Genomic DNA, 24,365 nt, shown 5'->3' with positions numbered 1-24,365 from the left:
CACATGCACATGACAGGCCGATGACCCGATAGTGCATGCACGAACCTGACTGAAATGTTTGTTGTAAAGAACACCCGCGCAATCGCGCTCAGAAGGTAAAACGAGCGTGAAGGGCTTCGTTTGATTACATTAAAAACCGCATGAATACGGCGGTTTTCGCTGATGCGCTAGCGATGCCCGCGTTCTTCGCGTGCCCGCGCACGACGGTCGAACAGCAATGCACTGGTCACGATGCCAAGGCCGAGCACCACGCCGATGAACAGCAGAATCAGCGCAATGAGCGGGTAGCCGAACAGGTGCCAGCCGGTGTCGATCTTCATCATCATCGCCGCAGCCATGATCAATGCGGCGCTGATGATGCCGGCAGCCACGCGGTTGGCAATCTTCTGCAGGTTCTCCATCAACCGCGATTCTTCCAGGCCGGTCACCTTCATCTGCAGGCGGTTTTCGGCCAACAGCGCCATGATATCCGACAGCTTGCGCGGCCCATCGCGCAGCAGCTGCTGCAGCTCCATCGCCTCGCTGGCGAGGTTGGCGGCTGACAGCGATTTCTTCAGGCGTGCGCGCATCACATGCTGCAGCTGGCGCTCGACGATGCGGCGGGTATCCAGGTCCGGTGCCAGCAACCGGCACACGGTTTCCAGGTTGAGCAGGGCCTTGCCCAGCAGGCTCAGCTCCGGCGGCGTGCGCAGGCCGCAGGCGGTGGCGATGCGCACCAAGTCCAGCACCACGCGGCCTTCCGAGAAGCTGCCACTGGCGGCGTAGCGCGCGATCAGCTGGCCCGTCTCGCGCAGATAGCGTTCTTCGTCGAACGCCTCCAGCCGCGTGCTGATGCTGATCAGGTCGTCGGCCACTTCTTCGCCACGACCATCGACCGCGGCGAACAGGATCTTCAGCAGGCGCTCGCGCAGACGCGGCGGCATGTGCGCGACCATGCCCAGGTCGAAGATCGCCAGCCGTCCATCTGGCATCACCCGCAGGTTGCCCGGGTGCGGGTCGGCATGGATCTCGCCATGCACGAAGATCTGGTCCAGGTAGCCGCGGATCAGCGCCGCCGCCAGCGGGTCCATCGACTGCTCGGTGCGGCGCACATCGGGAATCGCATCTACGCGCACGCCGGTGGCCAGTTCCATGGTCAGCACACGCTGGCTGCTGTAATCCCACAGCGGCTGCGGAATCCACAGCCGCCGGAACGGCTTCAGGTGCCGGCCGAAACGGGCCAGGTTCTCGGCCTCGGCGTGATAGTCCAGCTCCTGCATCAGGGTCTTGGCGAACTCGTTGAGCCAGTCGCGCAGGCGTACCCGACGGCCGACCTGGGTCAGATGGTCCGCGGCCAGCGCGAAGCTGCGCAGTGCCTCCAGGTCCGAGCGCAGCTGCGCGGCGACCTCGGGTTTCTGCACCTTCACCGCCACCTGGCGGCCATCGTGCAGCACCGCGCGATGCACCTGCGCGATCGAGGCACAGCCCAGTGGCTCGGGATCGAACGCGGCAAACAGCTTGTTCACCGGCGCGCCCAGCTCCTGCTCGACGATGGCATGGATGCGCTCGACCGGGATCTCGGCCACCTTTTCCTGCATGCGCTCCAGCGCGGTGGCGAACTCGACCGGCACCATGTCCGGGCGGGTGGACAGCATCTGGCCCAGCTTGACGAAGGTCGGCCCCAGCGCCTCCAGGTCGCTGACGAACTGTTCCGGGTTGCCATCGGCGGGCACGTCGGCCTGGTTGCTGGCGGCGTCCAGGTTCATGCCCGAGAACACGCCCGAATGGCGGTAGCGCATCAGCAGGCGCAGGATCTGGCTGCGCCGGTTCATGCCTTTGACCAGCGGGGGATTGCCATTGGCGGTGGGCGGATTGCTCAAGCGGAACTCCCATGCGGCAAAGACGGTAGTGCCGGCCGCTGGCCGGCAATGTCCGGAACTGCGCGGTTGCCGGCCAGCGGCCGGCACTACCGGATTTCGCAGTGTCGCCGGGGGGCGGTAGGCATGCGGTGAACCCGATCTCTTCCGCAGCCCACGCCGGATCGGTCAGAATCCGCCCATTCCCTCTTTTGGATCCGCCATGGCCGGTGCCAGCCTGTTCGCCCTGCTCGACGATATCGCCACCCTGCTCGACGATGTCTCGGTCCTGACCAAGGTCGCGGCAAAGAAGACCGCCGGCGTGCTGGGCGACGACCTGGCGCTGAACGCGCAGCAGGTGACCGGGGTCAACGCCAACCGCGAACTGCCGGTGGTGTGGGCGGTGGCCAAGGGCTCGCTGGTGAACAAGGTGATCCTGGTACCGGCGGCGCTGGCGATCAGTGCGCTGGAGGCCTGGCTGCACAGCCGTGGCTGGAACGTGCCGCTGATCGTGCCATTGATGATGATCGGTGGTGCCTTCTTGTGCTTCGAGGGCGTGGAGAAGCTGGCGCACCGCTTCCTGCATTCGGCTGACGACGATGCCGAGCATCAGGCCGAGCGGCGCAAGGCGCTGGCCGATACCCAGGTGGACATGGTCGCGTGGGAGAAGGACAAGGTGAAGGGCGCGATCCGCACCGACTTCATCCTCTCGGCCGAGATCATCGTGTTGACCCTGGGCGTGGTCGCCACCGCGCCGTTCACCAACCAGGTGGTCACCCTGGCCGTGGTCGCACTGGCGATGACGGTCTTCGTCTACGGGCTGGTCGCGGGCATCGTGAAGCTTGATGACGTCGGCCTGTACCTGTCGCGCAAGGGCGGTGCCATTGCTGCCTTCGGTCGTGGCCTGGTGGCCTCGGCGCCGTGGCTGATGAAGTTCCTGTCGGTGGCCGGGACCATCGCGATGTTCCTGGTCGGCGGCGGCATCCTGGTGCACAACGTGCCGGCGCTGCACCACGCGGTGCAGGCGCTGGGTGGCGAAGGGCAGTGGGGCTGGCTGATCAGTGCTGCGGCCAACATGGTGGTCGGCATCATCGCCGGTGCCATCGTGCTGGCGGCGGTGACCGGGTTCCAGAAGCTGCGCGGGAAGTAATCTCGCTGATCGTCGGGGTCAGATCCCTTTTCCTGCGGAAAAGGGATCTGACCCCATTCCACGATCAACCCGCCTGTACCCGGTTCTTGCCCTGCCGCTTGGCTGCATACAGCGCGTCATCCGCGCGCCGCAGCAGCGCTTCGGTGTCATCGCCGGGCTGCCATTGCGCCAACCCGGCACTGAAGTGCACCGGCACGCGCTGGTCCTGCACGGTCAGCACGCGGTGCGCCAGTGAACGCTGCAGGCGTTGCACGGTGGCCATGCTGTCGGCACCCTGGGTTTCCGGCAGCACCAGCACGAACTCGTCGCCACCCAGCCGCGCGATGCCATCGGTGGCGCGCAGCAGCAGCTTGCACACGGCTACCAGGTGCTGCAGCAGCGCATCGCCACCGGCATGGCCGTGCGCATCGTTGGTCTGGTGGAAATCATCCAGATCGATCACCGCCACGCCCAGTGGTGAGTTGTTGCGCGCGGCGCGCGCCAGCTCGCGCTGCAGCAGTTCGTCCAGGCCACGGCGGTTCAGCGCCTGGGTCAGTGGATCGATGCGCGCCAGGTCACCGGCGGCGCGCAGTTCCTGCTCCAGCTCGGCGATGCGCTGCTCTGCACGCTCCACTTCCTGCCGCGCGTTGGCCAGGTGATCGCGCGCCTGTGCGGCCTGCTGCTGCACCTTGCCGGTATCGCGCATCACGTCCTGCAGCAGCTGATTGAGGTCGGCGATGCTGCGCGCTTCGCGCAGCTGCAGCGCATAGCTGCCAATGCGGTCGTGGTATTCGCCGGTGCTGGTGGCCATGCCGTCCATACGCTCGATGAACTCGCCCATCAACCCGCGCATCGCCGCCTTCGAATCGTCGATGCCCTGCCGCAGCAGGCCCTGCTTGTAGATCACTTCGCGCAGTTCGGCGCGGGTGCGCTCGACCGCCTCAGCTTCCAACGGCCCGTCCAGCAGCTGGCGTACTGCGGCGATCTGGCCCTGCAGCCAGCTGCGGTCATCCAGCAGCTCGCTCACGTTCTCCAGCAGCAGCGCGAACAGCTCAAGCAGCAGCGCCTGCTGCTCCTGCCAGCTCTCGGCACGCACGCCGACCTGGTGGCCGAGCTCGCGCACGCCCTGTTCGATCGGTTCCAGCGCCGTGCCCGGTTGCCACTGGCGCAGCTGCATGGCCAGCGTCTGCGCCTGCTCGCGCAGGTCCGGATCGTGCTGCAGCAGGGCCACCACCGCGCCGCCCAGCAGCAGGCGCAGCTGCTCGGACAGGCGCAGGCTTTCCGGCTGCCCATCCGGCGAATGCTGTTCGATGGTGCGGATGTACTTGTCGATCAGCTGCCGCATCGCGCGCCCATAGCGCGGCCAATCGGCGCTGGCCTGCGCCGACTGCAGGCGGTCGCCCATGTCGCCCAGTTCGCCGGGCAGGGTGGCCATGCCATTGGCGAACGCGGCCAGCAGCGGCTCCGGTGCGTCGGCGCCGGCGAACAGCTGCTGCAGGGCCACGCCACCGCCACCCTGCAGCACCACGCGGTCGCCCAGCCCATCGTCCACCACCGCGCGCACGCGTGCCGGCGGCCCAAGGGCGGTACCGGGGGCAGGGCGGTGGTCGGGCTGGTCCGTCATGGAGCAAATCCTGGGGCTGGCAGGGACTGGTTCCAGCATATCGGCGCGGCCGCCGACGGCTTGAACGGCTAGGATGGGCGACAGGATGCCGCAGTGGAGGTGGTGATGCGCGTGATGTTGCTGGGGGCGACCGGGCTGGTTGGTGGGCTGACCCTGTCCAGGCTGCTGGACGACCCGCGCTGCAGCGCCGTGATCGCGCCGACCCGCCGCCCGTTGACTGTGGCCCACGCCAAGCTGGAGAACCCGGTGCTGGCCTTCGATGCACTGCCCGACGCAGCCGAATGGACGCGCGTGGACGCGGTCATCTGCGCGCTCGGCAGCACCATCGCCCAAGCCGGCAGCCGCGAGGCCTTCCACCGTATCGACCATGACTACCCGCTGGCGTTCGCCCGCCTGGCGCAGGCGCAGGGTGCGCAGACCTATGTGCTGAATTCCGCAGCCGGCGCCAACCCGCAGTCGTCGATCTTCTACAGCCGGGTGAAGGGCGAGCTGGAGCATGACCTGCGCGCGCTGGGCTTCAACTCGTTGACCCTGGTCCGCCCCGGGCTGATCGGCGGCGAGCGCACCGAGGTGCGACGTGGCGAGCGCCTGGCGCTGACGGTGTTCGGCGCGCTGGGGCCGGTGTTGCCACGGGCGTGGCGGATCAACCCGGCCAGCGAAATCGCCAAGGCACTGGTCGAGGCCGCGCTGGCCCCGCAACCGGGTGAGCATGTGGTGGCATCGAGCGCGCTGGTCGGCTGATGTCGCGTGCGCTGCGCCTGACCCAGCTTCAACAACTGCTGCGCCGCCATCGACGGCCGGTGGCCGGGCAGGTGCTGGCCGAAGCGCTCGGCATCAGCCTGCGCACGCTGTACCGCGATATCGAGACGTTACGCGAACAGGGTGCCGACCTGCGGGGTGAGGCTGGCGTCGGCTACCAGCTGGCACCGAGCGATACCCTGCCGCCGATGACCCTGCCGCCCGCCGAGATCGACGCGCTGGTGCTTGGCCTGCGCTGGGTCGCGGCGCGCACCGAGCCAGCGTTGGCCGAGGCCGCACGTGACGCTCTGGCGCGTATCGCGCATGTGCTGCCTGCCGCGCGCCGCGAAGCGCTGCGTGACAGTGGCCTGCGCGTGGGCCCTTCGCGCGCTGCGGCCAAGATGCCGGCGGCACGCCTGCAGGCCGTGCGTGGGGCTGTGGGTTCACAGCGGCGCCTGAAGTTCGGCTACCAGGATGCACAGGGCCAGCGCAGCGAGCGCATTGTCTGGCCGTTCGCACTGGGCTACTTCGATGAAGTACCGATGCTGGCGGCGTGGTGCGAGAGCCGCGAGGACTTCCGCCATTTCCGGCTGGACCGCATCCGCCAGGTGCGCGTGCTGGAGGATCGCTACCTCGTGCCGCGCGCCACCCTGCTGCGGCGCTGGCAGAAGGCACAGGGCATCGCACCGGACTGGCTGGACCGTTCGTAGCGTCGAGCTTGCTCGACCGCTTCCGCGCTTTGCTTCCGGCTGCTGGGGGAGGGGGCCTTCGCTCTTTGCTCCTGGTAGGGGTCGAGCTTGCTCGACCGCCTTTGATCTTCGCGAACAGCAGTCGAGCAAGCTCGACCTCTACCAGGGCAGAGGCAACAGCAGTCGATCACGCTCGAGGCTACTGACAGAATCTGTCAGCAGGGCCGTACCACCATGAACGCTCCCAACAACGGAGGTTTCCCATGTTCACGCCCAGCACCCTGCTGCAGTACGTGCGCGACGTCGCCACCAGCGCCACGTTCTACAGCGGCATTCTCGGCAAGCCACCGGTCGAGCAGTCGCCCGGTTTCGCCCTGTTCCTGCTCGGCGATGGCGCCGCACTGGGCCTGTGGCAACGCGACGACGTGCAGCCACCTGTGTCTGCGCAGGCCGGTGCCGCTGAACTGGCGATGGTGGTCGCCAACCCGGAGGCCGTGCAGCAGATGCACGATGCGTGGCACGCACTCGGCGTGCAGATCCTGCAGGCGCCGGTGACGCTGGAGTTCGGCCATACCTTTGTCGGGGCAGACCCGGATGGACACCGTCTGCGTGTGTACAGCCGTGCCGAAGGCATGGTCGCGCGCGATTGATGGCGCGGGAGCCGGCTCCGCTCGGCTCCTATTCCTGCTTGGCTGCCGCCACCATACTTGCGAAGGGCTCGTCATTGTCACCATTCCATTCAACGGCCAGCTCAGCGATTTCGCGGATGACGTCGCGATGTGGGTTGCGAAGTCTGATCGCTGAAATCAAATTCTGAATCTGATCGCGATCGAGCTCGCTGCACGGATAGCCCAGGAGACTCAGTGCGTGCTGTGGCGCGATATCTAGGAGTTGGGCGGCACTGGTTGCATATGCGTCCAGATACAGTGGCACGGGAATTTCTGTCAGGAAATTCTCAACCGAGCAAAGAAGTGATGCGTCATGCGGCGGGGATCGAAGGAACTCCCTCATGACTGCCAGGACGACTTCTACTGACGGTGGTTTCGTCAGAGGCCTGTAGAAGTGGTCGGCATATGCCCAGCAGCTTTCTCGGGTGACCGCAGCATCCGATAGCGTTGCCAGCGTTGAGATCCAGACATCAGCGTCCAGCGGCGTAGCCGGTTCGGCGTCCCCTTGTTGATCGGTTTTGGAGATGAGCGCCCGGACGATGGGCTCGCCATTGCGCCATGACTGCAGACGGAAGTCGATAATTGCGTACACCTGCTCCTGTTTGTCCCACATGGCGTCCGGCGAAGGTATGGCGTCTTGAGGGAACAACGAGAAGAAGTCCGACAAGTAGGGGGCAGCCATGCAGAAGTAGCGAACGGTGAACTCCAACAATTCCGGGTCGAACGCAGCGCCGGGGATTTCGTCCTGGAAGGCAGCTTCGATGCATGCCAAGGTATCTGCCGGCGAGGGTGCGGCGGCCACCGTAGAGCCGACCGATGCGTCGAGGAACGCGCGATTTCGAGCGAGCCAGCGCAGGAAGATGATGCTGAGGACCCAGTTCGCGTCCGACGGATCCTCATCCCTCGTCAACCGTAAGAAGAATGGAGAGGCGCGGAAAAAATCATCGCCCGCCTTCAGGAATTCTTCGAGTGTGGGTGGTGTCTCGAACATGGAAATTCGACGTCTGCAGAGAGGCTCAATGCTATCGAGCTGCTCTTGGGAATCCATGCAACTATTCTCAAAATGCTCCCTTGCGCTCTCGCCCGACCGTCGGAGAGCCCAGTAGATCCACGTCCATGCGTAGATGGGGCACGACGGAGCGGGCACAAAAAAACGCCGGGCAGTGCCCGGCGTTTCTCCACTTCATGTGCCAACCAAGGTTGGCACCCACCAATCAGTTTCATGTGCCAACCCAAGGTTGGCACCCACCGATAAGGTGGCCGATCAGCTGGCCAGCGCCAAATCGTCCATCATCGCGCGCAGGAAGCGGGCGGCTTCGCCACCGGTAGCCGCGCGGTGGTCGAAGGTGACCGACAGCGGGATCACCTTGTGCGCTTCCACGCCGCCCATCACCGGGGTCATCTGGTGGCGGGCACGGCCGGCACCAACGATGGCCACACACGGCGGCACCACGACCGGGGTCGCGTAGCGGCCGGCGAACATGCCGAAGTTGGACAGCGAGATGGTGTAGCCGCTCAGTTCCGAGGCGGCGATCGAACGCGCTTCCACCTGCTCGCGCAGGCGGTTGACGCCTTCGCGGATGCCGCGTGCATCAAGCATGTCGGCGTTGCGCAGGGCCGGCACGAACAGGCCGTCGTCGGTGTCCACGGCGATGCCGATGTCGACCTGGGCGTGCAGGGTGCGGGTCAGCGCTTCACCGTCGAACCAGGCGTTCATCGCCGGCACCTTCTGCGCGGCCACCACGATCGAGCGCACCAGGCGCGCGGTGACGTCGTTGCCCGGCAGCCAGGCGTGGATGTCGGCATCGTCGTTCAGCGTGGTCGGCACGACCTTGCTGTGCGCATCGGCCATCACGCGCGCCATGTTGCGGCGAACGCCCTTCAGCGGTTCCGGCTGGCCCTTGGCGACCACGCCCGGCGGCTGGGTACGCATCGGCTTGCCGGCAGCAGACAGCGGGGTGCGCGCTTCGCTCTGCACCGGGGCAGACACCTGCGCCGGGGCCGGCGCGGCATAGGCAGCAGCGGCCGGCGCCGGAGCGGCACCGATCTTTGCGCTGCCATCCGCAGCTGCCTGCTTGACGTCGGCCATGGTCACCGCGCCATCGGCGCCGGTGGCGCGTACGCGGGACAGGTCCACCCCCAGCTTGCGCGCGGTGGCACGCACTGCCGGCACGGCCTTGACGCCACCGACGGCCAGCGCCTGCTCGGCGTGCACGGCGTTGGAACTCTGCATGGCGCCGACCACGGTACCGGCGTCATCACGCTCGGCGGCGGCGGGCTTGGCCGCTTCGGCGGCCACCGGTGCGGCAGCGGCCGGCAGCGGCGGCGGGGTCGGTGCCGCGGCCGGTGCAGCATGGCCGTGGCTGTGGCCGGTGTCCTGGCCATCCGCGCGCTGCGGCAGGTTGGGGTCCAGTTCGAAGCTGGCCAGCACCGAGCCGGTCGGGATGATGTCGCCGGCAGCGCCGGACAGCTTCAGCACCTTGCCGGAGAACGGCGACGGCACCTCGACGACGGCCTTGGCGGTCTCCATCGAGACCAGCGGCTCGTCCAGCTTGATCACATCGCCTTCCTTGACGAACCACTCGACGATGGTCGCGTCCGGCAGGCCTTCGCCCAGGTCGGGCAGGTTGAAGTTCTTGGTCTGGCTCATTTGCAGTTCTCTTCCAGCAGTTCCAGTTCGCGGGCCGGCAGCCAACCCGTCGCGCCATTGGCGCGCTCGGACCACCACCACCCGCCGTGTTCGTGATGAAGCTTCACCATCTCGCCGCTTTCCACATCCAGCTCGCGGGCGTCGTAGTCGCACAGCGCTTCGGCGCGACCCTCGTCCAGCAGCTGCAACCAGGCGATGGGCGCCCATCCAGCGCGCCCATCGTTGGTGCGTACCCAGGCAAACGCCGGCCATTCCTCGTCACGGACACCTACTTCGACGATCTGGCCGGTGTGGAACCGGAGCGGGTTGGGATACTGGCTGCGGTAAGCCCCCAGAAGGCGGGCCCGCATGTCAGCCGGCCGCCACCGCGCGCTTGGCCGCAGCCACGATCCGCTCAACGCTCGGCAGGTACTTCATTTCCAGGCGGAACAGCGGAATGTGGGTGTCGTAGCCAGTAACGCGCTCGACCGGGGCCAGCAGGTCGTAGATCGATTCCTCGGCCAGACGCGCAGCGATTTCGGCGCCGAAGCCCGCGGTCTTGGGGGCCTCCTGCACGATCACGCAGCGGCCGGTCTTGGCCACCGATTCGGCGATGGTGGCGAAGTCCAGCGGACGCAGCGTGGCCACGTCGATGACTTCGGCACTGATGCCTTCACCGGCCAGCTTGTCGGCCGCTTCCAGCGCTTCCTTCACCTGCGCGCCCCAGGTCACCAGGGTCACGTCGGTGCCGTCGCGCAGCACGAAGCAGACGTCCAGCGGCAAGGCCTCGCCGTCGTTGACGACCACTTCCTTGTACTGGCGGTAGATGCGCTTGGGCTCCATGTAGATCACCGGATCCGGCTCGCGGATCGCGGCCAGCAGCAGGCCGTAGGCGCGCTGCGGCGACGACGGCAGCACCACGCGCAGGCCCGGCACGTTGGTGAAGATCGCCTCGTTGGCTTCGCTGTGATGTTCCGGCGCGCGGATGCCACCGCCCCACGGCACGCGCAGCACCATCGGGCAGTGCAGGCGGCCACGGGTGCGGTAACGCAGGCGGGCGGCGTGGCAGACGATATGGTCGACCATCGGGTACATGAAACCGTCGAACTGGGCCTCGGCCACCGGCTTCATGCCCTGCGCCGCCAGACCGATGGTCAGGCCGGCGATGGTGGTTTCATCCAGCGGGGTGTCGAGGATGCGTTCGGAGCCGAAGCGCTGCTGCAGGCCGGCGGTGGCGCGGAACACGCCGCCGTTGACGCCCACGTCCTCGCCCAGCACCAGCACCGACGGGTCGTGCTCCAGCTCCCAGGCCAGTGCCTGGGTGATGGCTTCGATCAGGGTGATGGGGGTGGTGGTCATGCTCTCTTCTCCGCGCGCGACGGCGGCGCTGTCGGCGGCGTTGGTGTGCGCGCCGGGCGCGCCGTTCTTGATCTCATCCATGGCGCTTCTCCAGGGCGATCGCCTGGGCACGCTGGGCCAGCAGGTCCGGCGGCGGATCGGCATACAGGAAGTCGAACATCGCCTCGACCGGCTGCACCGGCGTGTTGAGGTACAGGTTCACTTCCTCGTCCACGCGGGTGCCGCACTCGGCGACCCACGCGGTTTCCTCTTCTTCGCTCCACACACCGGCGTTGATCAGGTACTTGCGCAGGCGCAGCATCGGCTCGCGCTGCCAGGCATCCTTCACTTCGGCGTCGTCGCGGTAGCGGCGCGCGTCATCGGCGGTGGTGTGGTCGGACAGGCGGTAGGTCATCAGTTCCAGCACGGTGCCACCGTTGCCGGCCAGCGCACGTTCGCGCGCCTGCTCCATCGCCGCCAGCACTGCGATCAGGTCGTTGCCGTCCACCTGCAGGCAGTGCAGGCCGCCGGCCAGGCCCTTCTGCGCCAGCGTTTCGGCACCGGTCTGGGCCGAACGCGGAACCGAGATGGCCCAGCCGTTGTTGACGATGCACAGGATCAGCGGCAGCTTATAGGCGCCGGCCGAATTCAGTGCCGCGTAGAAGTCGGTCTTGGAGCTGCCGCCGTCGCCACACACGGCCACCGCGATCTGCGGTTCCTTGTTGAGCTTGAACTTCAGCGCAGCGCCTGCGGCGTGCAGGCACTGGGTGGAAATCGGCACGCAGAACGGGAAGTCCTTGGCCGCGTTGCCGCCGTAATCGTTGCCGCGTTCGTCGCCGCCCCAGTACATCAGCACGTCGTGCGGGCGCACGCCACGCATGAACATCGCGCCATACTCGCGGTACGAAGGTGCGAACACGTCGTCCTTCTGCATCGCAGCGCCGATGCCCACGTGCGCGGCTTCATGGCCCAGGCAGGCGGCGTAGGTGCCGAGCTTGCCGGTGCGCTGCAGCGCGATGGATTTGCTGTCGAACGTACGTACGAACAGCATCTGCTTGAACAGCGGTACCAGGACCTTGGGGTCGCGCAGCGACGCGGGCAGGTCATCGCGGACGAGCTTGCCGTCCGTATCCAGGTACTGCAGGTATTCGATCTTGAATTCAGCGGCAACCGTCATTGCGTACTGCACCTTCGACAGAGAAGTTACAAATGATATGAATCGCCATGTTAAGGAACGCGTACGGAATAGCCTTCCTGCGCCGCAACACGGCGATTCCCCGTTTTACCCCTGCCGGCGGGTGGGGGGCCAATAACAACAACGTATTCAGTCGTTGCTGCAAAGCATCAGAATACGCCTCTGGCTGACCGCCAGTACAACGGCCTGGGCGGTTCCACGCGCAGGCCTGGTATCGGCCGATGCTCCACGGCCAACCGCACGCCCGAGTATGGACCCGGCGGCTGCCAGCGCGGCGGCAACGCGCTACCCTTGCCGCCCCCGATCTGGTCCCGCCCATGTCCGTCGACAACAACCAACGCGATCTCGAAGCCGGCATCCACACCGACCTGCAGGGACGCCTGACCTATGGCGGCTACCTGCGGCTGGACCAGCTGCTCAGCGCGCAGCAGCCGCTGTCCAGCCCGCCGCACCACGACGAGATGCTCTTCATCATCCAGCATCAGACCTCGGAGCTGTGGCTGAAGCTGCTGGGCCATGAGCTGCGTGCCGCAATCGGCTTCCTGCAGCGCGATGAAGTCTGGCAGTGCCGCAAGGTGCTGGCGCGCAGCAAGCAGGTGCTGCGCCAGCTGACCGAGCAGTGGTCGGTGCTGGAAACGCTGACCCCGTCCGAGTACATGGGCTTCCGCGACGTGCTGGGCCCGTCGTCGGGCTTCCAGTCGCTGCAGTACCGCTACATCGAGTTCCTGCTGGGCAACAAGAACGCGCAGATGCTGCAGGTGTTCGAGCACGACCCGGCCGGCCAGGCGCAGCTGCGCACGGCACTGGAAGCGCCGAGCCTGTACGAGGAATTCCTGAAGTACCTGACCCGTTTCGGCCACGCCGTCCCGGCGGTGTACGAGGCCCACGACTGGACCCAGCCGCATGTGGCCGATGACGCACTGCAGCCGGTCTTCGAACGCATCTACCAGGACACCGATCGCTACTGGCGCGAGTATTCGCTGTGCGAGGACCTGGTGGACCTGGAGACCGCCTTCCAGCTGTGGCGATTCCGACACATGCGCACCGTGATGCGGGTGATCGGCTTCAAGCGCGGCACGGGCGGCTCGTCCGGCGTGGGCTTCCTGGCCAAGGCGCTGGAACTGACCTTCTTCCCCGAACTGTTCCAGGTGCGGACCAGCCTGCAGGCCGGGCCCCCGGCAGAAGAGGGCTGATCCGTATTCAGCTTGGATCCCGGCCGGCGGCTGGATCGTTTCAGATGCAAGTTCAGGGAGCAGGCTGGCACCTGCCTCAAACGGCGTGTATTTGACGTGAACGCCAGAAGTCGGTGATCCTCGCGCGTTGCTCCAACTGCACATCGGACGTGCTCGTCATCCACCGAACCAGGAAATCCGCATGAGCGTAAACGCCACTGCGAACACCCCAGAGCCGGCGCTGCCGGACTTCAAGACCACGCTGGGCCACCCGCGCCCGTTGTGGATGCTGTTCATGACCGAGTTCTGGGAGCGCTTTGCGTTCTATGGCATCCGCTGGGCCTTGGTGCTGTACATCGTCGCCCAGTTCTACAACGGCAGCGCTGCCGGTGAAGGCGACGCCAGCCGCATCTACGGCGCCTACCTGGCCCTGGTGTATGCCGCAGCGATCTTCGGTGGCTACGTGGCCGACCGGGTACTGGGTTACCAGCGATCGATCCTGACCGGCGCGATCATCATGGCCGCCGGCCTGTTCATGATCTCGCTGCCGCAGGAGCACATCTTCAAGCTCGGCCTGGCCACGATCATCGTCGGCAACGGCCTGTTCAAGCCCAACATCTCGACCATGGTCGGCAAGCTGTATGGCCTGAAGGACGAGCGCCGTGATTCGGGCTTCACCATCTTCTACATGGGCATCAACATCGGCGCGATGATCGCCCCGGTGCTGACCGAGTACCTGGCCCGCAAGGTCTTCGGTACCGACGCGATGCCGTCCTACAAGGTCGTGTTCATCGCCTCGGGCGTGGGCATGCTGATTTCGCTGGTGTGGTTCTACATCGGTCGTGCCGGCCTGAAGGGCATCGGTGCACCGCCGGCCGGCGCTGAAGGCTTCGGCCGCATCATCATGGTGCTGGCCGGTGCCGTGGTCGCCATCCCGGTCGCCTACTTCCTGCTGGCCACCGGCGCCACCGCACTGGCCTGGATCCTGGGCGCGATGTTCACCGCGCTGGCCATCCTGCTGCTGGTCGAGGGCATCCGCGAAGGCAAGGTGCAGCGCGACCGCGTGATCGCGATGCTGATCATCTTCGCCTTCAACGTGATGTTCTGGATGTTCTTCGAGCAGGCCGGCAGCTCGTTCACCTTCCTGGCCGAGAACATCGTCAACCGCCAGATGGGTGACTGGACCTTCCCGACCGCGTGGTTCCAGTCGGTCAACTCGGTGGCCATCATCACCCTGGCGCCGATCATCGCCTGGATCTGGGTGGCCCTGGGCCGTGCCAACCCGTCCATTCCGCGCAAGTTCGGCCTCGGCCTGCTGTTCAACGGCGCCGCCTTCGCCCTGCTGATGTACGCGCTGTCGCAGATGGTCGTGGACGGCAAGATCCCGTTCTGGACCCTGTTCATGGTCTACGTCATCCAGTCGGTGGGTGAGCTGTGCCTGTCGCCGATCGGCCTGTCGATGGTGACCAAGCTGGCCCCGGTGCGCCTGGTCGGCTTCGGCATGGGTGGCTGGTTCCTGTCCACCGGCATCGGCAACAACCTGTCGGGCATCTTCGCTGGCGTGGTCAGTGGTGAAGGCGGCATGACGGTCGAGTCGGCCCTGAAGGGGTATACCTTCGGGTTCTGGGCCCTGATCGGCTCCGGCGTGGTGCTGTTCCTGGTCGCCCCGCTGATCAACAAGCTGATGCACGGCGTCAAATGATGATGAGAGGGTAGTAGGCATGCGCAGCAAGCTCGGTGGTGCAGTGGTGGTGGTCTGTGTGGCGCTGATCGGCGCCTGTTCCCAACCGCAACCGCCTGCCGCCGCCGAGCCTACGCAGCCTCTGGATACCCGACCCACCGAGCCACCGGTCGCTGACCCCAGCGAACCGGTGGCCTCGGGCAACACCCCGGTGGCGGCGGACATCGCCGCCATCGCAGGGCTCGGCGCGCAGTTCGACCCGGCCCGCAACCCCGCCGACGACCTGGCCACCGCCAAGGTGGAAGCCCAGCGCGGCAAGAAGCGCATCCTGCTCGAGGTCGGCAACGCCGCCTGCGAGCGCTGCCGGGCGCTGGACGAGGTGGTGGAAGGCAACGGCGACCTGCGCCGCTTCCGCGATGCCCACTACGTGTGGGTGAAGGTCAACGCCAGCGACGAACAGCCCAACACCGCTTTCTTCGCCCAGTTCCCGATGATGGAACGCGACTACCCGTACCTGCTGGTACTCGATGCCGATGGCGGACTGCTGGTGTCGCAGGCGACCGGCGAGCTGCGCAAGGGCGAAGCCTTCCAGCCCGCGCGCGTGACCGCGTTCCTCAAGCAGTGGGCACCTGACAAACCGGAATAGGGTAGTGCCGGCCGCTTCGGTGGATGCCGACCGCTGACCGCCACCCCCGTTGGGTGCCGACCGTTGGTCGGCACTGAGGCACATCCACGCGTGACGTGGGTCGATTGCGCGCGCCGTCACACTCTCTGAAACGGCGTCTCAACTTCATCGCACGTACGCCGTTACCGGCAAGGACCTCAGTCGACATCCCGTCGATGCAACCTTCCGGAACGCCCATGCACAGCGACCACGCCGAACGACTGCCCGAACCTGCCAGCGACCTGGCCGAGGCTGGGGCAGGCGAGGGCGTGACCCTGCCGCCGCAGGAGGCGTTGCTGGATGACGCCGGTACCGGCGAGGACACCGTTGAACTGGCACCGCCGCGTCACCGCCTGCCGCAGATCGCGCTGCCCGACAACGTGGTGCTGAAGGGGGCGGTGCAGAAACTGGTCGAGCAGAAATCACGGCTCGATGCATTGGCCGCCGACGGCCAGCTGGCCGGGCTGCTGCCGCCGGAATGGCAGGGCCAAGGCGTGCGTGCGATCGAACTGTCCACGTTCATCCAGGGCGTGCTGCCGTTCCTGCAACCCGGCGAACGTGGCGAAACCGCGCCCGCGCGCCTGCCGGTGCGCCACGTGCTGGGAGACGACAGCCGCTGGGGCTTGGAGGATGTCGCCGAACCGAAATCGCTGGCCTGGTACCTGGCCAGTGACGAACGCGCTACCGTCGGCAGCAAGGACGTGGCCGAGGCCTATCTGGTGGGTGCACTCGGTCTGGCGTGGATGCAGGAAGGGCGCAGCCGTCCTGGCTTCCTGCGCGCGATGGGCCAGGACAGCCTGGCCGCGCGGGTGACCATGCTCGGCTACCCGCCGGCCAACGAACTGGCGCTGTACAGCGTCACCGCGCACGGCCAGCCGCAGATCTGGTGCGTGCATGGCCGCCGCCGCATGCGCCCGCTGGTGGCGCCGTGGCTGAGCGTGCCGCTGCTGACCGCCTATGGCGTGCCGGCGCCGGTTGCGTGGCCGTCCAGTTTCCCGCCGGTGGAGGCGGTGGCCGAACTGCTGGCGACCGCACGGCAGGGGCGTGCGCTACCGGAGGTGGACCTGGGCAAGGTCGTGGCGAAAATCGCCGAAGACACCGCGTCTGACGCCTGGCAGCCGGTCAGCCTGCTGCAGCTCAACACCTGGTCACCGCGTTGGCACTTCTTCCTGGGCACCTTCGTCGGCCTGCCGTCGCTGCTGCTGGTGGCTGCTGCGCTGGCGCTGCCGGGCGCGGTCGAAGCGGCCACGGTTGCCGCATCGCTGGGCTTCGCCGGCGGTGCCATCGCTGCGCTGGCGGTGCCGTGGATCCATGCGCGGCGCAAGCATCTGAGCTGAAGCATGAGCGCCATCCACGCGCGGCGTGGATCTACAGGGGGCCGGGTGCCGCGGTCTGCAGCTTTTGCCGGGCCCGCTCCATGGCGGTCTGCAGTCTTTGCTTGAGGACCTTACGAGAGGGCAGCGTGGTCAGGTATTCCGCAACATGGATGCCTGAGCGATCCAGCTCCAGCAATTCGATCTGACCCGCCTTTTTCCCCGTGCAGAGGATGATGCCCAACGGCGCCTGCTCGCCGTCCTCACGTTCGTAGCGGTCCAGCCAGCGCAGGTAGAGTTCCATCTGCCCTTTATAGGCGGGCTTGAACTCGCCGATCTTCAGCTCGATAGCGATCAGCCTGCGCAGACGCCGGTTGTAGAACAGCAGGTCAAGGTGGAAGTCATCGCCGTCGATCTGGATGCGCTTCTGGCGGGCGACGAAACTGAAGCCCGTGCCAAGTTCGAGCAGGAAGCCCTGCATCTCGCGAAGGATCGCGCTTTCAAGGTCCTGCTCGTCCCAGCTGTCCTTCAGGCCAAGAAAATCCAGGACGTAGGGATCACGCAGTACCAGCCCTGGAGACAGCTGCTGGTTGCCACGCAGTGCCGCCAACTCATCGGCGATGGTCTGCTCGGGTTGACTGGAAAGCGCCGTGCGCTCGTACAACATCGAATCGATGCGCTGGCGCAGCATGCGCACACTCCAGCCCTCGGTGGCGGCCATCTGCGCATAGAAGTCACGCTTGAGCGGATCCGCCAGGGGGATCAGTGCGATGAAGTGGGTCCAGCTCAATTGTCGTATCAGCGATACGACAATCTGCTCGTCCGCAAATGCGGTGGAGAACTGCACCATCCGGCGCAGGCTCTTTTCACCGAAGGAGGTACCGAATTCGGTCGTCAGCGCCTTGGCTATCCGGGTGAAGACAAGCTCTCCGTAGCGGGCCCGTCGGCCCCTCAACTGATCAGCGTGGATGCGCCGCCCGATCCGCCAGTACAACAGCGTGAGCTCGCTGTTGATGGTTCTGTGCATCCTGTTGCGCGCCGCGCAGATCAGCTCTCTGAGATCGGCCAGCAATTTCTGGCCATGCGGCAGCGTTGAATGCGAGTCATCCATGAGGGGGCCCGTCCGATGTGGATCCATGGCCGGGCTGATACCCGTTGAACGTTTACCGTCAGGCCGCACACGTGAGCAGTCCAATAGGAGAATTCACTGGATCAGCCCGTTTCGATACACCAGCCTGGCGGAAACGGGCCGTATCGGGCCAATGCGGAAATGTCGCCGGGCGAGGGCGACACTTCAGGACGGGATCTGCGGGGGGGGAATGCGTCCGATGGCATCGTTTGCGGTCGGTCCGCAGTCCGCCAAAGAGCGGGTCCCGTCAGATCAAAGGGGGCGGACGACAATCGCCCAGCCACTGTTCCGCTGCCGGTCGGGGTCGGAACCCGCGATCTGGGGGCCAAAACGACTTAATCCCCTCCGTCCCCTTTTTTCTTTCAGACCCCTTCGCCCATCCGCTCCAGGCCTTCGCCGGCCAGGCGAAGGATCAGTCTTTCCAGCACCTGCTCTTCCTCTTCGCTCAGCACCGACATCAGTTTGCGGGTGATCTCGATCACCATCGGCGCGATGGTCTCGTACACCTCGAAGCCGGCCGCCGACAGCGCCAGCACCGAGCGGCGGCGGTCGTCGCCGTGGGTCTCGCGCTTGATGAAGCCGCGCTCCAGCAGGCGCGCCACGGCACGGCTGACCGCCACCTTGTCCATCGCCGTGCGGTCGGAGACCTCGCTGGCCGAGGAGCCCGGGTACAGCGCCAGGATGGTGATCACCCGCCACTCGGGAATCGCCAGACCGTAACGATCGCCGTATAGCTTGGCGATGTTGCCGCTGACCCGGTTGGACAGCACGCTCAGCCGGTACGGCAGGAACTGTTCCAGGTCGAGCAGGACGTGCGAGGAACGCAGGCGGGTCGAAACGGGATCGGCGGGGCTCATGTTGCGGTGCACCTTGCTGGTGGTTTCAAGTGTAACTATAAGGGGTAGGTCCAGACCCTGCATTCTCGCCGGGTCCCTACCTGCCCGCACCTGGTTTGTACCGATGCGGTACCGATTCGGAGCCACGCCATGAATACCGCAGTCCCGACCGCCTCGCACCCCAACCCCGGCATGCAGGTCACCACCTTCGAGAACCCGATGGGCATCGACGGCTTCGAGTTCGTCGAATTCGCCGCCCCGGCCGGCCGTGGCCAGGAGCTGCACGAGTACTTCCGGAAGATGGGCTTCAGCGCGGTGCTCAAGCACAAGCAGCGTCCGATTACCGTCTATCGCCAGGGCGACGTCAACTTCCTGGTCAACGAAGACCCCGATTCGTTCGCCTCGGACTTCGCCGAAAAGCACGGCCCGTGCGCCTGCGGCTTCGCCATCCGCTTCAAGAAGCCGGGCCAGGAGGTCTACCAGACCGCGCTGGGCAACGGCGCCGAAGCCATCGCCTTCAAGCCGGACAGCAAGGCGGTCAACGCGCCGGTCATCAAGGGCATCGGCGACTGCATGCTGTACCTGGTCGACCGCTACGGCAGCGCTGGCAGCATCTTCGACGGCGACTACGAGCCGATCGCCGGTGCCGACCTGCACCCGGTGGGCTTCGGCCTGACCTTCATCGACCACCTGACCCACAACCTGTACTTCGGCAACATGCAGCAGTGGTCGGACTACTACGAACGCCTGTTCAACTTCCGCGAGATCCGCTACTTCGACATCAAGGGCCTGAAGACCGGCCTGGTGTCCAAGGCGATGACCGCGCCGGACGGCATCGTGCGCATTCCGCTGAATGAATCGTCCGACCCGAAGAGCCAGATCAACGAGTACCTGGACGCGTACAAGGGCGAAGGCATCCAGCACATCGCCTGCTTCACCGAGAACATCTACGAGACCGTCGAAGCGATGCGTGCGCAGGGCGTGGACTTCCTCGACACGCCGGAGACCTACTTCGACGTGATCGATCAGCGCGTGCCGAACCACGGTGAAGACGTGGCGCGCCTGGCCAAGAACAAGATCCTGATCGACGCTGATCCGGAAACCCACCAGCGCAAGCTGCTGCAGATCTTCACCCAGAACTGCATCGGCCCGATCTTCTTCGAGATCATCCAGCGCAAGGGCAACGAAGGCTTCGGCGAAGGCAACTTCACCGCGCTGTTCGAAAGCATCGAGCGCGATCAGATCCGCCGCGGCGTGCTGTAACGTTCAACGGTAGCGCCGGGTCATGCCCGGCGCCTGCTCATCTGTAGAGCCGAGCCATGCTCGGCTGCTTCCCGTTCCGGTCTCGCCGTTCTTCAGGAGCCCCCATGTCCACCGCCATCACCACCCGCGGCTACCAGTCCGGTTTCGGCAACGAATTCGCCACCGAGGCCGTCGCCGGCGCGCTGCCGGTCGGGCAGAACTCGCCGCAGAAGGTGGCCCACGGCCTGTACGCCGAACAGCTGACCGGCACCGCCTTCACCGCGCCGCGCGGCAGCAACCGCCGCAGCTGGCTGTACCGGATCCGCCCGGCGGTGACCCATGGCGAATTCACGCCGTTCGCGCAGTCGCAGCTGCAGTGTGATTTCGGCGCTCAGCCTGCTTCGCCGAACCAGCTGCGCTGGAGCCCGCTGCCGCTGCCGGAACTGCCGACCGACTTCGTCGAGGGCCTGTACACGATGGGCGGCAACGGCTCGCCCGATGCGCATGCCGGCGTGGGCATCCACCTCTACGCCGCCAACCGCGACATGGTCGGCCGCTACTTCTACGATGCCGATGGCGAGCTGCTGATCGTGCCGCAGCTGGGCGGCCTGCGCCTGCTGACCGAGCTGGGCGTGATCGAGATCGAGCCGCAGCAGATCGCGGTGATCCCGCGCGGCGTGCGCTTCCGCGTCGAACTGCCCGATGGCCCGAGCCGCGGCTATATCTGCGAAAACTACGGTGCGCTGCTGAAACTGCCGGACCTCGGTCCGATCGGGTCCAACGGCCTGGCCAACCCGCGCGACTTCGAAACCCCGCACGCGGCGTTCGAGGATGTCGACGGTGATTTCGAACTGATCGCCAAGTTCGAGGGCCGCCTGTGGCGTGCGCCGATCGACCATTCGCCGCTGGACGTGGTGGCCTGGCATGGCAATTACGCGCCGTACCGCTACGACCTGCGCCGCTTCAACACCATCGGTTCGATCAGCTACGACCACCCGGATCCGTCGATCTTCCTGGTGCTGCATTCGCCCAGCGACACGCCCGGCACCAGCAACATGGACTTCGCGATCTTCCCGCCACGCTGGCTGGTGGCGCAGAACACGTTCCGTCCGCCGTGGTTCCATCGCAACATCGCCAGCGAGTTCATGGGCCTGGTGCATGGCGCCTACGATGCCAAGGCAGAGGGCTTCGTGCCGGGTGGCGCGTCGCTGCACAACTGCATGAGCGGCCACGGCCCGGACGCGCCGACCTTCGACAAGGCTTCCAATGCGGACCTGTCCAAGGCCGATGTGATCAAGGACACGATGGCCTTCATGTTCGAGACCCGCGCGGTGATCCGCCCGACCGCACAGGCGCTGGCCGCCGGCCATCGCCAGGGCGATTACCAGCAGTGCTGGAACGGCCTGCGCAACAACTTCCGGTCGTCCCGCTAGCTTGGTGGGTGCCGACCTTGGTCGGCACGGATCCTGATCGCATCCACGCCATGCGTGAATGTTCTCCGCCGGAACCTGCGCTTACGCCACCTCGACGAACGCGTCGCAGTGCTCCAGCGGCAGCGCTTCCAGCAGGCGTTGGCGCACGCGCTGGCAGTAGCCCTCCGAGGTCAGCCCGGGCAGCAACTGCATGGCCGAGTGCAGCACCTGCAGTACTTCACTTTCGGCGCGTGCCTGCTGCAGGTCGCGGAACAGCGCCGCCGCCTGCGGATGGCGCTGCATTTCCAGGATGCCCAGCACGTAGATGCGCGCAGCTACCAGCGAGCGGCGGCGCTCCACTGCGGTGGCCGGAGTTGCCGCAGGTGCCGCGGCTGGTGGTGCGGGCGGAACCGGCGCTGCCGCGGGTGCCGGCGACGGCGGTGCGGCCGTGGCGGCAGTACCGGTGCTCAGGTACCCCGCCTGTACAAGCTGGATGACCATCGCAGGTGCGTCCTGGCCGAGCAGGCCGGTCAGGTCGGCAATGGTGCGCTGGCCGTCGCACAGGATCAGCAGCCGGCGCTGGCGCATGTCCAGCGGCGCGCGGTGGGCCTGCAGCGCGGTTCGGGCGAGATCGGTCTTGCGCGGTTGCATGGAAGGGACGGCCAGGTCGGTGCTCGCCGAGCCTGAACGAAGGCGATGAAACCGCGATGACAATGCAGCGCCTGCACACAGGATGGGCTAGCGTGCAGCCACCTTCGTGCCAGGGAACCGCACCGATGAAGCACCTTCCGCTTGCTGGTCTGTTGCTCCTTTCGCTCACCGCCTGCAGTGCTGGCTCCGACAGGCAGGGGGCGGCCGGCAGCGGCAGCGATACCCCGGCCGAAACCGCCTCGGCTACCGGGCCCGCGCAGTCGACGGATCCTGATCTGGCAGCCCGTCCAGCCAATGACCGCCGCGAGGACAGTCCCGCGCACCTGGAGGGCTTCGCCGGCGCGAAGCTGGGCGCCGGCATCGCTGAGGTCCGCAGTGGCTTCGGCGCGCCGTTGCAGGGGCTGGGCACCGATGCCAGTGGCAAACCGCTGCCGGCCGACGACAGCAACGATGGCTGCTATTTCCTGCGACCGCAGAATGCCGAAGACCCCCGCCTGATGATCGAAGGCCGCAAGCTGGTGCGCTACGACGTGCGCAGCGCAGCCATCACCGCACCAGGTGGCGGCAAGGTCGGCATGACCCTGGGTGAGCTGCAGGTGCTTTACCCCGAGCGCGCTGACGTCGGCCCCGACAAGTACGACGAGAAGGCCCAGCACCTGCGCGTGCGTCCGGCGCAGGAGGGTGGGGCGGTGATCGATTTCGCACTCGGTGCGGACGGCCGGGTCGGTGCGTGGAGGGTCGGGCAGACCCCGCAGGTCGATTATGTGGAAGGCTGTGGCTGATCCTTGATCCACGGCCCAGCCATGCGCGCGGGGCCAGCGTAGAATCGCGCCACGACCGCAGGGGGAGTGCTCGATGATCGCCATTGCCATTGCCTGGTTCCTGCTCGGCCTGCTGCTGCTGGCGCTGGGCGGGGACTCCATCGTCAAGGCCGTGTCCGGCTTGGCGCAACGCTTCGGGGCCAGTCCGTTCACGGCTGGTCTGTTGCTGCTCGGCGTGACCACTTCGCTGCCGGAACTGGCGGTCAACGCGCGCGCGCTGGCGGTCGGTCAGCCGGAGCTGGCGCTGGGCAACGCGGTGGGCAGCAGCATCGTCAACCTGGGCCTGACCCTGGCCGTGGCGGCCATGGCTGCGCCACTGCTGCTGCGCGCGCGCCTGCAGACGGTGCTGTGGTGGTCGCTGCTGGCGGCCGGCGTGCTGCTGATCCTGTTCGGTCTTGATGGTGGCCTGGCACGCTGGGAGGGCGGCGTGCTGCTGGCCGGCTTCATCGTGGTGCAGGTGCTGCTGCTGCGCCGTGGTCGCAGCGAGAGTGCGGAGGTGCAGGCAGCCATCGCCGAGTCCGCACTGAGCCGAACCAGCCTGCCGTTGAATGTACTGCGGGTGCTGATCGCCGCGCTGGCCCTGTACTGGGGCGCACGCCTGGTGGTGGGGGCCGCAGCGGACTTCGGTACTGCACTGGGTTGGACACCGCTACTGGTCGGTCTGCTGCCGGTCGCGATCGGTACCGCGCTGCCGGAGGTGGCAACCGCGATTGCTGCCGCACGCCGTGGTCATGGCGACATGGTGCTGGGCCACGTGCTGGGTTCCAGCGTGGTCAACCTGTTGCTGGTGATTGGTGCGATGGCCGTACTGCAGCCGCTGGCGCTGCCGGCCTCGTTCGTGCGCCTGGAATTGCCGGCGCTGCTGGCCTTCGCACTGGTGCTGTACCCCATGCTGCGCGGCGACCTGAAGATCAGCCGCGGCGAAGGCGCGATCCTGCTGGTCGCGTTCGCGGGCTGGTTCGTGCTGGAGCTGCTGCTGGTGGGCGCACCGGCGTTGTAGATCCACGCCATGCGTGGATGCGGTTGGTTCCGTGCCGACCAAGGTCGGCACCTACCGGTCACCTCGCCGATGATGCGGTAGCTGCCAACCTTGGTTGGCACTCAGGGAAACAAAGCGCCGACCAAGGTCGGCCTCTACCGGGCATTGCAGTCGGTAGATCCACGCCACGCGTGGATGCGGTTGGCTCCGTGCCGACCAACGGTCGGCACCCACCGGTCAACCCGCCGATGATGCGGTAGCTGCCAACCTCGGTTGGCACTCAGGGAAACAAAGCGCCGACCAAGGTCGGCGTCTACCGGGCATTGTGGTCGGTAGATCCACGCCACGCGTGGATGCGGTTGGCTCCGTGCCGACCAACGGTCGGCACCCACCGGTCAACCCACCGATCACCCGGTAGCTGCCAACCTTGGTTGGCACTCAGGGAAACAAAGCGCCGACCAAGGTCGGCCGCCACCGGGCATTGCGGTCGGTAGATCCACGCCATGCGTGGATGCGGTTGGCTCCGTGCTGACCAACGGTCGGCACCCACCGGTCCACCCACCGATGATGCGGTAGCTGCCAACCTTGGTTGGCACTCAGGGAAACAAAGCGCCGACCAA

At 66.4% G+C, this 24,365-nt stretch carries 21 protein-coding genes and 1 pseudogene; 12 read left to right on the top strand and 10 right to left on the bottom strand.

Features of this window, described 5'->3' with window-relative positions:
• Positions 1-167: 167 nt before the first annotated feature.
• Positions 168-1,814, bottom strand: a pseudogene (locus ACZK3W_RS20440) (ABC1 kinase family protein); the annotation flags it as partial.
• A gap of 244 nt (positions 1,815-2,058) precedes the next feature.
• Here ACZK3W_RS20440 and ACZK3W_RS20435 point away from each other — a divergent pair.
• Positions 2,059-2,985 carry a DUF808 domain-containing protein gene (locus tag ACZK3W_RS20435; protein WP_180838785.1) on the top strand — a complete coding sequence of 309 codons (927 nt, stop codon included), beginning with the start codon at positions 2,059-2,061 and terminating at the stop codon, positions 2,983-2,985.
• A 64-nt stretch (positions 2,986-3,049) separates the two neighbouring features.
• Here ACZK3W_RS20435 and ACZK3W_RS20430 read toward each other — a convergent pair whose 3' ends face one another.
• Positions 3,050-4,588, bottom strand: a complete 1,539-nt coding sequence (locus tag ACZK3W_RS20430; protein WP_253144325.1) for a GGDEF domain-containing protein — start codon at positions 4,586-4,588, stop codon at positions 3,050-3,052.
• A gap of 105 nt (positions 4,589-4,693) precedes the next feature.
• Here ACZK3W_RS20430 and ACZK3W_RS20425 point away from each other — a divergent pair, with 105 nt between their 5' ends.
• The 3 genes from ACZK3W_RS20425 (at position 4,694) to ACZK3W_RS20415 (ending at position 6,665) form a co-directional block, all read left to right on the top strand.
• A complete protein-coding gene (locus tag ACZK3W_RS20425; RefSeq protein ID WP_478450234.1) occupies positions 4,694-5,329 on the top strand; it encodes a Rossmann-fold NAD(P)-binding domain-containing protein in 636 nt (211 codons plus the stop codon).
• On the top strand, positions 5,329-6,036 hold the full coding sequence (locus tag ACZK3W_RS20420) for a helix-turn-helix transcriptional regulator (protein WP_478450233.1): 708 nt from the start codon (positions 5,329-5,331) through the stop codon (positions 6,034-6,036). The genes ACZK3W_RS20425 and ACZK3W_RS20420 overlap by 1 nt, the downstream gene beginning before the upstream one ends.
• Before the next feature lie 242 nt (positions 6,037-6,278).
• The gene (locus ACZK3W_RS20415) at positions 6,279-6,665 is read left to right on the top strand and encodes a VOC family protein (protein ID WP_107432650.1); all 387 of its coding nucleotides are present in this window, start codon (positions 6,279-6,281) and stop codon (positions 6,663-6,665) included.
• A 28-nt stretch (positions 6,666-6,693) separates the two neighbouring features.
• Here ACZK3W_RS20415 and ACZK3W_RS20410 read toward each other — a convergent pair whose 3' ends face one another.
• The 5 genes from ACZK3W_RS20410 to pdhA all read right to left on the bottom strand — a co-directional run bounded on the left by ACZK3W_RS20410 (position 6,694) and on the right by pdhA (position 11,827).
• Positions 6,694-7,731, bottom strand: coding sequence for a hypothetical protein (locus ACZK3W_RS20410; protein WP_478450232.1), 1,038 nt, complete (start codon positions 7,729-7,731; stop codon positions 6,694-6,696).
• 216 nt (positions 7,732-7,947) lie between these two features.
• Complete coding sequence (locus tag ACZK3W_RS20405) at positions 7,948-9,333, bottom strand: dihydrolipoamide acetyltransferase family protein (RefSeq protein ID WP_478450231.1); 1,386 nt, start codon at positions 9,331-9,333, stop codon at positions 7,948-7,950.
• Positions 9,330-9,683, bottom strand: coding sequence for an SH3 domain-containing protein (locus ACZK3W_RS20400; RefSeq protein WP_005411349.1), 354 nt, complete (start codon positions 9,681-9,683; stop codon positions 9,330-9,332). The genes ACZK3W_RS20405 and ACZK3W_RS20400 overlap by 4 nt, the downstream gene beginning before the upstream one ends.
• Before the next feature lies 1 nt (position 9,684).
• Entirely contained in the window at positions 9,685-10,752 is a 1,068-nt protein-coding gene (locus tag ACZK3W_RS20395; RefSeq protein WP_019338598.1) for an alpha-ketoacid dehydrogenase subunit beta, read from the bottom strand.
• A complete protein-coding gene (gene pdhA / locus ACZK3W_RS20390) occupies positions 10,745-11,827 on the bottom strand; it encodes a pyruvate dehydrogenase (acetyl-transferring) E1 component subunit alpha (RefSeq protein ID WP_049461216.1) in 1,083 nt (360 codons plus the stop codon). Before pdhA ends, ACZK3W_RS20395 begins: the two co-directional genes overlap by 8 nt.
• Positions 11,828-12,162: 335 nt before the next feature.
• On the opposite strand from pdhA, the gene ACZK3W_RS20385 reads away from it, so the two are divergent.
• The 4 genes from ACZK3W_RS20385 (at position 12,163) to ACZK3W_RS20370 (ending at position 16,699) form a co-directional block, all read left to right on the top strand.
• Positions 12,163-13,038: a tryptophan 2,3-dioxygenase gene (locus tag ACZK3W_RS20385; protein ID WP_125894235.1), complete on the top strand. Its 876-nt coding sequence runs from the start codon at positions 12,163-12,165 to the stop codon at positions 13,036-13,038.
• Positions 13,039-13,219: 181 nt separating this feature from the next.
• Positions 13,220-14,719, top strand: a complete 1,500-nt coding sequence (locus ACZK3W_RS20380; RefSeq protein ID WP_032127146.1) for a peptide MFS transporter — start codon at positions 13,220-13,222, stop codon at positions 14,717-14,719.
• Between the two features lie 19 nt (positions 14,720-14,738).
• Positions 14,739-15,344 carry a thioredoxin family protein gene (locus ACZK3W_RS20375; RefSeq protein ID WP_125894233.1) on the top strand — a complete coding sequence of 202 codons (606 nt, stop codon included), beginning with the start codon at positions 14,739-14,741 and terminating at the stop codon, positions 15,342-15,344.
• 215 nt (positions 15,345-15,559) lie between these two features.
• A complete protein-coding gene (locus ACZK3W_RS20370) occupies positions 15,560-16,699 on the top strand; it encodes a hypothetical protein (RefSeq protein WP_293793575.1) in 1,140 nt (379 codons plus the stop codon).
• Between the two features lie 31 nt (positions 16,700-16,730).
• On the opposite strand, the gene ACZK3W_RS20365 is transcribed toward ACZK3W_RS20370, so the two are convergent.
• On the bottom strand, positions 16,731-17,786 hold the full coding sequence (locus ACZK3W_RS20365) for a PDDEXK nuclease domain-containing protein (RefSeq protein ID WP_125894229.1): 1,056 nt from the start codon (positions 17,784-17,786) through the stop codon (positions 16,731-16,733).
• Between the two features lie 380 nt (positions 17,787-18,166).
• Positions 18,167-18,661 carry a MarR family winged helix-turn-helix transcriptional regulator gene (locus ACZK3W_RS20360; protein ID WP_125894227.1) on the bottom strand — a complete coding sequence of 165 codons (495 nt, stop codon included), beginning with the start codon at positions 18,659-18,661 and terminating at the stop codon, positions 18,167-18,169.
• Positions 18,662-18,790: 129 nt separating this feature from the next.
• Here ACZK3W_RS20360 and hppD point away from each other — a divergent pair, with 129 nt between their 5' ends.
• A complete protein-coding gene (hppD, locus tag ACZK3W_RS20355) occupies positions 18,791-19,903 on the top strand; it encodes a 4-hydroxyphenylpyruvate dioxygenase (protein ID WP_182266825.1) in 1,113 nt (370 codons plus the stop codon).
• 104 nt (positions 19,904-20,007) lie between these two features.
• The gene (hmgA, locus tag ACZK3W_RS20350) at positions 20,008-21,315 is read left to right on the top strand and encodes a homogentisate 1,2-dioxygenase (RefSeq protein ID WP_125894225.1); all 1,308 of its coding nucleotides are present in this window, start codon (positions 20,008-20,010) and stop codon (positions 21,313-21,315) included.
• A gap of 81 nt (positions 21,316-21,396) precedes the next feature.
• On the opposite strand, the gene ACZK3W_RS20345 is transcribed toward hmgA, so the two are convergent.
• Complete coding sequence (locus tag ACZK3W_RS20345; RefSeq protein WP_125894223.1) at positions 21,397-21,945, bottom strand: hypothetical protein; 549 nt, start codon at positions 21,943-21,945, stop codon at positions 21,397-21,399.
• 125 nt (positions 21,946-22,070) lie between these two features.
• Here ACZK3W_RS20345 and ACZK3W_RS20340 point away from each other — a divergent pair, with 125 nt between their 5' ends.
• Positions 22,071-22,727: a hypothetical protein gene (locus ACZK3W_RS20340; protein WP_125894221.1), complete on the top strand. Its 657-nt coding sequence runs from the start codon at positions 22,071-22,073 to the stop codon at positions 22,725-22,727.
• Between the two features lie 73 nt (positions 22,728-22,800).
• A complete protein-coding gene (locus ACZK3W_RS20335; protein WP_032127153.1) occupies positions 22,801-23,766 on the top strand; it encodes a sodium:calcium antiporter in 966 nt (321 codons plus the stop codon).
• Positions 23,767-24,365: the final 599 nt, after the last annotated feature.

The sequence above is a fragment of the Stenotrophomonas sp. 80084_Sma genome (assembly GCF_056481995.1).
The sequence above is the reverse complement of the archived record's forward strand: the minus strand, read 5'-3'. Positions and strand labels throughout refer to the sequence as shown.

What these genes read in the sequence shown, in the direction of transcription:
- ACZK3W_RS20385 (WP_125894235.1), top strand. Translation starts at nt 12,163, where the DNA reads ATGTCCGTCGACAACAACCAACGCGATCTCGAAGCCGGCATCCACACC.
- ACZK3W_RS20435 (WP_180838785.1), top strand. Translation starts at nt 2,059, where the DNA reads ATGGCCGGTGCCAGCCTGTTCGCCCTGCTCGACGATATCGCCACCCTG.
- ACZK3W_RS20335 (WP_032127153.1), top strand. Translation starts at nt 22,801, where the DNA reads ATGATCGCCATTGCCATTGCCTGGTTCCTGCTCGGCCTGCTGCTGCTG.
- ACZK3W_RS20395 (WP_019338598.1), bottom strand. Translation starts at nt 10,752, where the DNA reads ATGGATGAGATCAAGAACGGCGCGCCCGGCGCGCACACCAACGCCGCC.
- ACZK3W_RS20400 (WP_005411349.1), bottom strand. Translation starts at nt 9,683, where the DNA reads ATGCGGGCCCGCCTTCTGGGGGCTTACCGCAGCCAGTATCCCAACCCG.
- ACZK3W_RS20420 (WP_478450233.1), top strand. Translation starts at nt 5,329, where the DNA reads ATGTCGCGTGCGCTGCGCCTGACCCAGCTTCAACAACTGCTGCGCCGC.
- hppD (WP_182266825.1), top strand. Translation starts at nt 18,791, where the DNA reads ATGAATACCGCAGTCCCGACCGCCTCGCACCCCAACCCCGGCATGCAG.
- ACZK3W_RS20345 (WP_125894223.1), bottom strand. Translation starts at nt 21,945, where the DNA reads ATGCAACCGCGCAAGACCGATCTCGCCCGAACCGCGCTGCAGGCCCAC.
- ACZK3W_RS20405 (WP_478450231.1), bottom strand. Translation starts at nt 9,333, where the DNA reads ATGAGCCAGACCAAGAACTTCAACCTGCCCGACCTGGGCGAAGGCCTG.
- ACZK3W_RS20370 (WP_293793575.1), top strand. Translation starts at nt 15,560, where the DNA reads ATGCACAGCGACCACGCCGAACGACTGCCCGAACCTGCCAGCGACCTG.
- ACZK3W_RS20340 (WP_125894221.1), top strand. Translation starts at nt 22,071, where the DNA reads ATGAAGCACCTTCCGCTTGCTGGTCTGTTGCTCCTTTCGCTCACCGCC.
- ACZK3W_RS20380 (WP_032127146.1), top strand. Translation starts at nt 13,220, where the DNA reads ATGAGCGTAAACGCCACTGCGAACACCCCAGAGCCGGCGCTGCCGGAC.
- ACZK3W_RS20415 (WP_107432650.1), top strand. Translation starts at nt 6,279, where the DNA reads ATGTTCACGCCCAGCACCCTGCTGCAGTACGTGCGCGACGTCGCCACC.
- ACZK3W_RS20365 (WP_125894229.1), bottom strand. Translation starts at nt 17,786, where the DNA reads ATGGATGACTCGCATTCAACGCTGCCGCATGGCCAGAAATTGCTGGCC.
- ACZK3W_RS20430 (WP_253144325.1), bottom strand. Translation starts at nt 4,588, where the DNA reads ATGACGGACCAGCCCGACCACCGCCCTGCCCCCGGTACCGCCCTTGGG.
- ACZK3W_RS20410 (WP_478450232.1), bottom strand. Translation starts at nt 7,731, where the DNA reads ATGGATTCCCAAGAGCAGCTCGATAGCATTGAGCCTCTCTGCAGACGT.
- pdhA (WP_049461216.1), bottom strand. Translation starts at nt 11,827, where the DNA reads ATGACGGTTGCCGCTGAATTCAAGATCGAATACCTGCAGTACCTGGAT.
- ACZK3W_RS20360 (WP_125894227.1), bottom strand. Translation starts at nt 18,661, where the DNA reads ATGAGCCCCGCCGATCCCGTTTCGACCCGCCTGCGTTCCTCGCACGTC.
- ACZK3W_RS20375 (WP_125894233.1), top strand. Translation starts at nt 14,739, where the DNA reads ATGCGCAGCAAGCTCGGTGGTGCAGTGGTGGTGGTCTGTGTGGCGCTG.
- hmgA (WP_125894225.1), top strand. Translation starts at nt 20,008, where the DNA reads ATGTCCACCGCCATCACCACCCGCGGCTACCAGTCCGGTTTCGGCAAC.
- ACZK3W_RS20425 (WP_478450234.1), top strand. Translation starts at nt 4,694, where the DNA reads ATGCGCGTGATGTTGCTGGGGGCGACCGGGCTGGTTGGTGGGCTGACC.